Origin of the sequence: Longicatena sp. 210702-DFI.1.196 (assembly GCF_020563125.1) — a bacterium.
GTDB classification, from domain to species: domain Bacteria; phylum Bacillota_I; class Bacilli_A; order Erysipelotrichales; family Erysipelotrichaceae; genus Longicatena; species Longicatena caecimuris.
Window position 1 is genome coordinate 21,984 of sequence record NZ_JAJCPX010000038.1, and the last position, 9,988, is coordinate 31,971.

General features: G+C 39.5%; 8 protein-coding genes. All 8 read left to right on the forward strand.

Features of this window, described 5'->3' with window-relative positions; genetic code table 11:
- Positions 1 to 17 precede the first annotated feature (17 nt).
- A complete protein-coding gene (locus LI241_RS13175; RefSeq protein ID WP_008686941.1) occupies positions 18 to 848 on the forward strand; it encodes a Cof-type HAD-IIB family hydrolase in 831 nt (276 codons plus the stop codon).
- 43 nt (positions 849 to 891) lie between these two features.
- Positions 892 to 1,716: an HAD family hydrolase gene (locus LI241_RS13180; RefSeq protein ID WP_008686942.1), complete on the forward strand. Its 825-nt coding sequence runs from the start codon at positions 892 to 894 to the stop codon at positions 1,714 to 1,716.
- A gap of 15 nt (positions 1,717 to 1,731) precedes the next feature.
- Positions 1,732 to 2,247: a transcription repressor NadR gene (locus tag LI241_RS13185; protein ID WP_008686944.1), complete on the forward strand. Its 516-nt coding sequence runs from the start codon at positions 1,732 to 1,734 to the stop codon at positions 2,245 to 2,247.
- Positions 2,248 to 2,409: 162 nt separating this feature from the next.
- Complete coding sequence (locus LI241_RS13190; protein ID WP_008686946.1) at positions 2,410 to 4,083, forward strand: serine/threonine-protein kinase; 1,674 nt, start codon at positions 2,410 to 2,412, stop codon at positions 4,081 to 4,083.
- Positions 4,058 to 4,477: a hypothetical protein gene (locus LI241_RS13195; protein WP_008686948.1), complete on the forward strand. Its 420-nt coding sequence runs from the start codon at positions 4,058 to 4,060 to the stop codon at positions 4,475 to 4,477. Before LI241_RS13190 ends, LI241_RS13195 begins: the two co-directional genes overlap by 26 nt.
- 29 nt (positions 4,478 to 4,506) lie before the next feature.
- Positions 4,507 to 8,262 (forward strand): Ig-like domain-containing protein, encoded by a 3,756-nt coding sequence (locus LI241_RS13200; protein WP_226896760.1) that lies wholly within the window; start codon positions 4,507 to 4,509, stop codon positions 8,260 to 8,262.
- Between the two features lie 48 nt (positions 8,263 to 8,310).
- A complete protein-coding gene (locus tag LI241_RS13205) occupies positions 8,311 to 8,997 on the forward strand; it encodes a hemolysin III family protein (RefSeq protein ID WP_008686952.1) in 687 nt (228 codons plus the stop codon).
- 288 nt (positions 8,998 to 9,285) lie between these two features.
- Complete coding sequence (locus tag LI241_RS13210) at positions 9,286 to 9,888, forward strand: hypothetical protein (RefSeq protein ID WP_008686953.1); 603 nt, start codon at positions 9,286 to 9,288, stop codon at positions 9,886 to 9,888.
- Positions 9,889 to 9,988: the final 100 nt, after the last annotated feature.

The following is a 9,988-nucleotide window of genomic DNA, read 5'->3' on the forward strand; positions in this document are numbered from 1 at the left end:
AAGAACAGGAGATCAAGATGAAAGTCTTATATGTGAGTGATTTGGATGGTACGTTGTTAAATGAAAACAGTTCGATCAGTGAACAGAGTTTATCTATTTTAAACACATTAATCAAAAAAGGGGTAGCATTTACGTTTGCCACGGCACGATCCTTACATTCAGCAGCCAAGGTCACAAAAGGCTTACAGCTGAAACTTCCACTAATTGTATATAATGGTGTATATGTATTGGATGCGAAGGATCACCATATCCTTGCACAGCAGGAATTTACAAAGCAACAGCTGGAACAAATTTTGCGAATTGGTGATGCCTACCGGCAGTATCCTTTTGTCTATGCGTATATCAATGGCGTAGAACGTGTATCCTATCTGCCGGACACTTTGCATCCCGGGGGTTGGCATTATCGAAACAGTCGTATGGATGATAAACGCTTTCGATCAATCGTATCCGCACAACAGCTGTTGGATGGGGATAGTTTCTATGTGACCTTCATCAATGACAAAGAAGCCTTACAACCTATTTACGAACAGCTATGTGCCTTAGATACATTTACTATTACTTTTCAAAGAGAACTAGGCAGAGAAGAATATTGGCTGGAAGTGATGCCGGCGACCGCTAGTAAAGCGAATGCTATTTTAAAATTAAAGGAACTTGGTGGCTTTGATCATGTGGTCTGCTTTGGTGATGCCATAAATGATTTGCCGATGTTTCAGGTTGCAGATGAAGCTTATGCCGTTGACAATGCTATTGAGGAACTGAAACAACAAAGCGATGGTGTCATAGGCAGCAATGAGGAGGATGGCGTCGCAAGATGGATGCAAGAGCATGCCCTTTGTGTAGAGTCATAAGGATATGTGCTATAATAGGGAATAGAAAATGGGAGGAATGACGATGATCAAATTGATCGCATGTGATTTAGATGAAACGCTGTTAAACAGCGATAAGAAAATATCCGAGAAAAATCGGATAGCAATACAACGGGCAAAGGATGAATATGGTGTACTCTTTGTACCTGCTACCGGACGCGGTTATACTTGTATTGATGATGTGTTAGACACCTTAGCATTACGTGATCAAGAAGATGCCTATATCATCAGTAACAATGGTGGAATCCTATGCACTGCAAAAGATTATCAGAAGTTACAATTTCACGCATTGCCTTTTGCTTTGGCTTGTGAACTGTTTCAATTTGGTTATGAAGCTAATGTCTGTATTCAAGTGTTTACGGATAAAGATGTTTATGCCTTCCATTTAAATGAAGATGAAAAGAAGTGGCTGTTTATGTTTAAGCCGGATAGTATTATTTGTGAAGAGACATCGTTGGCGTTTTTAAAGGATACACCAATTGCGAAAATCTTATTTCAAAATACGGATATGACATATTTACAACAAATAGCAAAACAGATGAAACCCATTACAAAGGATAAAGTCAGTGTATCATATTCCAGTAATCGCTATTTAGAATTAAATGCCATTGGTGTTGATAAAGGATTGGGCTTGAGAGAATTAGCTGCACATCTGGGAATTGCTATCGAAGATACTATGGCAATCGGAGATAATCTGAATGATTATGCGATGTTGAAGGATGCTGGTGTGGCAGTTGCGGTGGCCAATGCCGTAGCAGAGATTCAAGCTATCAGTGATTATGTTACCAAGGCGAATTGTAATGAAGATGCTGTCGCAGAAGCAATTCAAAAATTTATCTTTGCATCATGAAAAGGAGGAAGATGTATGGAATCCAGTGAACGCAGAAAGCTTATTCTGACACATATTAAGCAAAGTGAAAAACCGGTTTCAGCTAGCGCGTTGGCAACACTTGCTCATGTATCGCGTCAGATCATCGTCGGTGATGTGGCTTTGCTTAGAGCAGCAGGGCATCATATCATAGCAACACCGCGTGGTTATGTATGTGATGTTAAAGAAGCCAGTGGCATTAGAAAGACGATTGCCGTAGATCATACGGCTGAACAGATGATGGATGAAATCTATACGATCATTGATTTAGGGGGAACACTAGTTGATGTAATTGTCGAACATCCGATTTATGGGCAATTATCCGGGCAGTTACATATTGCCTCTCGCTATGATGCTCAGCAGTTTTATAAAAATGTTTGTGAAAATAGGGCAAAACCATTATCAAATCTGACCAATGGTTTACATTTGCATACACTGCAATGTCCAAGTGAAGAAGTCTATACACGCATTATTCAGCGTTTGGATGAAAAAGGATTTTTATATAAACGATAGCTAATAAGACGCTTATGAGGAACAATTGCTTTTTATCAAAAAGGAAGAGAAAGGACAACGCGAATAAAAACTCGCGTTTTTTTTTGGCCTTTTTTACGCTTTTTATGATGTCATGTCGTATATACATATGCAAGGGGAGTTTGTAAGAAAGAGGTGTAAGGTATGAAAGAAGGGATGCGTTTAGCTAATAAGTATGAAATTTTAAAAGAAATCGGTAAAGGCGGTATGTCAATAGTGTACTTGGCTATGGATTTGCACATTCATAAGATGTGGGCAATTAAGGTGATGAAGAGAACTCATAGTTCTTCTTCCATCCTTATGCAGGCTTGGACAAAAGAAGCGGATCTATTAAAAGAACTTGATCATCCCGGTTTACCGCGCATTGTTGATATTGTTGAAACAAGTGAGGAAGTTTGCATCGTCATGGATTATATCGAAGGGGAAACGATGGAAACCATGATACGCGATTATGGACCACCGCCACAAGCTAGAATAATTGCATGGGGGGTGGCATTATGCGATATCTTAGCATATCTTCATCAACAGTCACCGCCCATTATTTATCGAGATCTAAAACCCGGTAATATTATGGTAAAACCAAAGGGAGAGCTGTGTCTGATTGATTTTGGAATTGCACGTCGTTATCAAATTAACAATGATCGAGATACAACCGTCTTAGGTACGCAAGGGTATGCTTCACCTGAACAGTTTTCTATTGACCAACAAAGTGATTGTCGCAGTGATATTTATTCTTTAGGGGCAACTTTATATCATATGGCCTGTGGACGTTCCCCTTTACATAAGGAGATGCAAGCTTTGCCAGATACAATCTCCAGCGGATTACAAAACATCATGCAAAAATGCATGGAATTAGAACCAAAAAATCGATATGCTTCGATTTTACAGGTGCAATATGCGCTCTCTCATATACAGGAATATGATACGCACTATCGTCATAAACAAAAGCTGCATTTGCGTTTAACGGGTATATGTCTTTTGTTTTGCATGCTGTGTTTTGGGGGTGGTGTTTGGGCAAATGCGTATGCTCATCTATTGCATGCGCAGGCATATGAAGGTTTGCTTGAAGCAGCTTTACAGGAAAAAAGGGAGGATAAACAAAAGCAGAAATTGTATCAGGCGGTGAAAGAGTTGCCACATCGTAAAGAAGCCTATATGCAGGTAGTAGCAATCTATGCACAGGATGGTTGTTTTACTTTCTTGGAAGAGGTTGATTTCAAACGAAACATACAGCCTTATATTTCTCATGAAGATGTTTTCTATGAAGAATTGTGTTTTCAGATTGGCAAGTTGTATTGGTATTATTACGAAACAAAACAGGAGGCACAACCATCTATATCACGTATGAAGGCAGCCTACTTTTGGTTTTCAAAGGTACATACACATGTGAAAACGCAGGCATATGCATTGGCGCAAGCATATGGCAATATTGCAAAATTTCATCAGACGATTACGCTGCGTATGGAAGAGGTGGAAGATGCCGGTATGTATCAAAGGTGTTATCAAGATATGGAACACCTGTATCAGCAGCATCAAATGAAAGCACCGGCAGAAATCGTCGAGTTGGAAAGTGATCGTATGTTTGTCTGTTTATTAGTGAATTATGCTAGAGGATTACATCGTGATGGCATCAGCGAAGAGAGGATGCTATTCAGAATGAAAACAATCAAGGAAGAGGTGATGCAATTAAATACTACCACACCTAAGACAAAAGCGCTGAAAGCAGAGATCTTACGAATGTGTGAAGAAGGGACGTCACGAATACATGTGGCATGTCAAAAGGAGAAACAGGATGGAACGATGGGAAAGACTGCATGATGGCTGTATGATGTTAGGCATCATGGGATGTCTGTTGTTTGTTTGGCTATGTCATCATTGGGCTGTGTATACGGCACTATCACAACTTAGTGGCTGGAAGATGAAACGACAGCTGTCCCAACAAAGGAAAAGGAAAAAGGAACAGGTTTATTGGCGAATGCCTAATCAGCAGACTTGGAAAAAAACACAAGATGAACATTATCATCAAGCGTTTATGAAACAAACGGACACATCAGACAAAGAGCAAAGACGTATATGTTTGGAAACGACGATGCTGACAAAGGATGAGCAAAAGTGCAATGCACTTGCGCAAACCTGTATTCTGCCAGTTGTACAAAAGGAAGATATAGAAGAAGGGAAAAGAGAAGAGCGTGAGGGTAAGGTATCCTTATGAAAAGAGTAAGTAAGAAAGGTGAAAATGTCATGAGAAAAAGGTATGGATGGTTGGTTATATTGGTAATGGGTATGGTAGTATGTGGTGCTACCTCATTTTTGAAGGCACATGAAGAAACTCCTTGTTTCACCATTCAGCTTTGGAAGAATTATGAAACAAAGGATCCAATCGTGAAGCAAAAGGTGACATTGCAATATGAAGAAGAGGAAACATTGCAGACCTTTACACAGCTAAGTAATGAGGATGGAAAGGTTGTTTTTCCTATCCATGATGCAGCAATGGAAAAAGGTATGGAAGTTTTGGTTTTTATCCATCATGATGAGCAAGAAGAAACAATGAACCGTTTTTCCATATGTTTACAAAAGGATAAGCTCGATTATGTATATCATAAGGAAAAGAATGTCTTACAGCTAAAAGATAAGCAAGCACCTATCATTACGAAGGCAGCCTTATCCACTTACCAATTTAGTAAAGATCCCATTCTTATTAGCCTAACGGCGATTGATGATAGCAATACTTCACAAGAGCTAACCTATGGTGAAAAAGGAGGCCCCTTCCAAAAAGAAGCGGTTTTTACAATCGTAAACAATGGACGCTATGTCTTTTATGCCAAGGATGAGCAAGGAAATCTCAGTGCACCTTATGAGGTGAAGGTCCAAAACATAGATACAACAATACCTACTCTTATCAGTGGGGAAAAGATAACCCTCTATGATCCTCATGGAGATGGCAGACGGCCCCACACGACTTTATTTCAAACATGTTTTGCGAAGGAGTTTGCAATACGCATTCCGATCATGGATGAGGGAAGTGGCATCGCAAAGGTGACATTGTTTAGTGATGGACTGCCAATTGAAAATGATTGTCTTAACTTTGCGCAGCATCCCCAGAAAGAAGATGCTGTATTTGTCGTACGACTGCCAAAGGAAATGGTAAAAGCGCAGGGGACAATTTCTTTTAGCTTGGAAGATGCCGTTGGCAATTGCAGTGATGTTATCCCAATTTCTAGAGAGAATTCTAATATAAAGGCTGCGCACAATGATATCCTGTTAGAAAAGCAGGCAATGCAGTTGCATATAAGTGCTGATCTTACGACTGCTCATCAATATGCGAATAAAGATGTGATATGGCTAGATCAACATGTCCCGATTACCATACAAGGAACAGATACACTCTCAGGAATTTATGAGGTGCGCATTTATACCAAACAACATCATCTTTTGAAGAAACAACAATGGGATGATGAACGCAAAGAGGAATTTCATATGAAGGTTAGCACTTCGGATATTCCTTTACAATATCGTAAAGACGGCGCCTGTTTCTTTTATGTAGAAGGAAGTGATCATGCGGGGAATATAAGCAAAACAAGTTATACGTGTTATGTAGATGATCAGCGCCCTACCATTGCCTTTTTTCGTTTACAGGGACAAACGCATAAGCCGGTAGCAAAAACACAATTAGAACTTTTTTATGAGGAGCCTTTATCGGTTTATGTGCAAGCACTGGATGGGGAAGCCAGCAGTGGTATTGCCTTTATTCAATGGTATACCATAGATGCTATGGGCGTAAAAAGTGACATACATAAGGATGTAACAGATGATCATGGAGGATTGTCAATACCACTAGATGATGGTTTTAGCGGCTGGCTGTATGCGATGACGCAAGATTATTGTCATCATTCTTCCAAAGCAAGCAATCACCAGGCGTATGTGCATAGCCAAGGAATTGTCATACGTCATCAGCTTAACCCACATCTTTCTTATCAGTTGCCCCATACCCCTTATCAAGATATAGAAGGCTTGCCTTTATATACAAAATCCGCGCCGATTACCATTCATTTGCGAATGCAGGATAAAGACAGTGGTATTCAAAAAGTGTCGTGGCGTTTGCTTGGCGATGAAGAAAACACGCATCAGCTCCTATGTGATTTACAGCCAAAACAGGCATATCAGATAGATCAAAAGCTGAAACAGGATGAACAAAGTTTTCATATTACCGGTGTCAATCATAATCTTATTACCTCTTTAGAAACAGATATCGCTGTCACATCCAAAGGTAATCATTCAACGTTGGAAGTCGTGCTGATGGATTGGCACAATCGCACAGATACAGTACACATTTCGTTTTGTAAGGATACAATGGCTCCTAATGTAAACCTGTTGTTTGAAGATCAGAAAGAGGAAGGTGCAGATAACGGTTATTTTACAAAGCGGACGGCGATCCTACAAATACAGGAACAAAACTTTATCGAAAAAGGTGTAGATCTTAACATACAAAAAGATCATAAGCAAATCCAAATGGATCTGCATTGGCAAAAAGTATCTAAGGATATTTATGAAGCAAGACTTTCTTTTCAAAAGGATGGAACCTATGCGCTTGCTTTACAGGCATATGATGCAGGAAAACTGGCATCAAAAAAGCAACACACCATCTTCACGATTGACACCAAACCACCTCTAGTAACCATTGATCGTTTGGATAGTGGAAATACAAAAGGATTTTTTCATCAGCCTCAACGGATTACCATTCAGGTGGATGAGACACATTTTGATGCGGCACGCATGAAGATAGACGGAGTCGCAAAACAGCAAGAAAGACTTCTGCAATTCCCTAAACCAACCCCATGGAAGAAAGGAAAAGATGGATATTTTACTCATTTGGATTTTGTCGTAGATGGCACTTATGAATTACAGGTGCAAGCAGAAGATAAAGCAGGGCAGAAAAGTGAAAGTATATCCATCTTGCCATTTACTATTGATACACAAAAACCTCAGATTGAAATCATGGGAGTTACCGCCAATACAGCTTACCAAGGTATGGTAAAGCCAGTAATTATCTGTCGCGATGCCGCTATTGACCGACATTTGGTATCTGTGTCATTGACTTGTGCCAATCAAACAAAGACTAAGCTGGCTTATCAGGTAAAAGAACAGGGAAAACAATTACGATATCAATTTTCCTCCATCCCCTTTCAGCGTACATTTGATGGTATTTATACAGTATCTGTAAAGGCAAAAGATCGTGCTGGAAATCAGAGTGAAAAAACACTGACATTCAGTGTGAATCGCTTTGGCTCTGTCTATGAGCTGCCAAAGGTTTCCAATGCTTATTATCGTCATCCATTTGCTATTGAAATAACAGAAAGCAATGTTACGCGCTTACTTGAACAACAGGTGTTTCTTAGTGTGAATGGCAGTGTGCAAAAGCTAAAGAAAGAAGAATATACGGTTGTGAAAAACAAAGGCAATTGGTATCAATATACGTATCATTTGCCTAAAAAGCTATTTCAAAAGAATGGCCGTTATCAAGTATATTTATTATCAAAGGATGCTGCGGGCAATGCAAATGATAATACGGCTTATACAAAACATGCCATCGTAAAGTTTATGATGGATCAAAATGCACCGCAAATTGATTTTATGAATCTTAATGCACATACACGCTATGATGCAAACAAGCGTAAGGTTCAGGTATTCATACGCGATAATATGCAGCTGAAGAAAGTGACAATTCTTGTAAATGGAAAAGCACTTGCGTATGAAAAGAAGGAAGATATGTATACGTTTATGCTTTATCAAAGTTCTTTGCCTCAGCAGGTGAATGTGTACGCAGAAGATGCTGCGGGAAATATACAAACTATTTCCTGTGAGGATATCACCATACTGCCCCATCCTTCTTATACGCTTCAAACACCAAATGGCCAACCTTATGGATATGTGTTCGCCGGCATCATTCTGGTTGGAAGTGTCGCATATATCTATAAGAGAAGAAAGCATGCACGATAAGACAAGTTCTTAAATTTGTGCTATACTTGAACGGTAAGAAGGGATATTTTGAAAAAGCAATCTTTGCTCACAAAGGAAGAGCGTAAACAACAGCTCTACGAAAAAAATAAACCACCCAAGCTTAGTATCTTGGAAGAGGTAGGAAATGCCATCACGCATGGGGCAGGCGCTTTATTTGCTCTTATCGCTATGGTGATGTTACTGATAAAGGCGGATACGATGAATAAATGCGTGGCTGCTTTGATTTATGGCATTAGTATGTTTCTTATGATGTTGATGAGCTGCCTATACCATTCTTTTAAGAGTGAATCAAAAGTGAAACATCTGTGGCGACGTTTTGATTACACCTCCATTTATTTATTGATCGGAGGAACCTTTGCGCCGATCTTACTTGTGTATCGCGGCGATGCGTTAGGAATTAGCTTTTTTATCATACAGTGGCTGCTCATCCTGTTTGGTATCATTATGATCCTTATTTTCGGACCCGGTAAGTGGCCGGCGTTACATTTTACGTTATATTTTGTGATTGGTTGGAGTGGTTTGGTGTTTCTGCCCGGTTTGTGGAAAGACAATCAAAACCTGCTTTGGATGATCTTAGGCGGTGGCATTGTGTATACCATTGGGATGATTCCTTTTGCGAAACATGGGAAAGGAAGTCATTTTATTTGGCATCTATTCGTGTTAGGCGGTGCCATCCTACACTGGTTGGGCATTTATTTGTTTCTATATTTATGAATCAGGCGATACGCAGTGTATCGTCTTTTTTCTTATGGTTGATGGATAAAAGCACCTTTTGGTGAAAAGAAGCAGGGATTGTCCTACATGTGCTATTGTATACTCTATGATTCCTCTTTATTGATAGCAAGTCGTATGGGTTAGGTATCGGCGTATGGAAATATGAGAGAGGTTTTCCTTTAGGATGTAAGAAAAAGCGAAAAAGACTTTGACAAATTAAACATCAGGAGTATAATAGTCATAACATGTGTCTTGACACATGTAAACAAGATTTGGGAGGAAATGAAAATGAGTCAAAGTAATAAAATTCATACAATGGTGTTATCGGCACTATTGATTGCCGTAGGTATTTTGATACCAATCATCTCACCAATTAAAGTCATTTTAGAGCCAATGTCTTTTACCCTGGCAAGCCATGTTGCAATCATGATTGCAATGTTTGTTTCACCATTTGTCGCTGTTGCTACCGCTTGTGGAACAACGTTAGGCTTTTTGCTGTATGGCTTTCCTATGCCGGTTGTTTTACGTGCTTTCAGTCATGTGGTATGGGCTTTCGCTGGTGCCTATTATTTAAAGAAGCATCCAGAAACCTTAAATAATGTTTGGAAGAGCCTGTTGTATATGTTGGGGGTAGCACTTCTTCACGGTATCTTTGAGGTTGCTATTGTATTGCCTATTTATGTTGGTGATCCTACGGTTGACTTTATGTATATGGTCATGGGATTAGTAGGGGTAGGAACCATTGTTCATAGTTGTGTGGATATGGTATTGAGCATTGCGGTTTGGAAGGTACTTATTAAAAACAGAAGCATTGCAGCTGTAGCAAATGTAAAGGAAGCAGATTTAAAATTTGGTAAAGAAAAAGCATTACAGACAACATCCAAAGCATAAACGTAAAATAAGATTTGTAAGCATATGTGCTAGCAAATCTTTTTCTTGTATGAGAAAACCCCCAGATAGTCTGGGGGTTCCGTAGAGCTTTAGCGATGAG

Excerpts from the sequence above, each read along its gene's own strand:
- LI241_RS13185 (WP_008686944.1), top strand. The coding sequence starts at position 1,732 with ATGGAATCCAGTGAACGCAGAAAGCTTATTCTGACACATATTAAGCAA.
- LI241_RS13175 (WP_008686941.1), top strand. The coding sequence starts at position 18 with ATGAAAGTCTTATATGTGAGTGATTTGGATGGTACGTTGTTAAATGAA.
- LI241_RS13195 (WP_008686948.1), top strand. The coding sequence starts at position 4,058 with ATGGAACGATGGGAAAGACTGCATGATGGCTGTATGATGTTAGGCATC.
- LI241_RS13180 (WP_008686942.1), top strand. The coding sequence starts at position 892 with ATGATCAAATTGATCGCATGTGATTTAGATGAAACGCTGTTAAACAGC.
- LI241_RS13210 (WP_008686953.1), top strand. The coding sequence starts at position 9,286 with ATGAGTCAAAGTAATAAAATTCATACAATGGTGTTATCGGCACTATTG.
- LI241_RS13200 (WP_226896760.1), top strand. The coding sequence starts at position 4,507 with ATGAGAAAAAGGTATGGATGGTTGGTTATATTGGTAATGGGTATGGTA.
- LI241_RS13190 (WP_008686946.1), top strand. The coding sequence starts at position 2,410 with ATGAAAGAAGGGATGCGTTTAGCTAATAAGTATGAAATTTTAAAAGAA.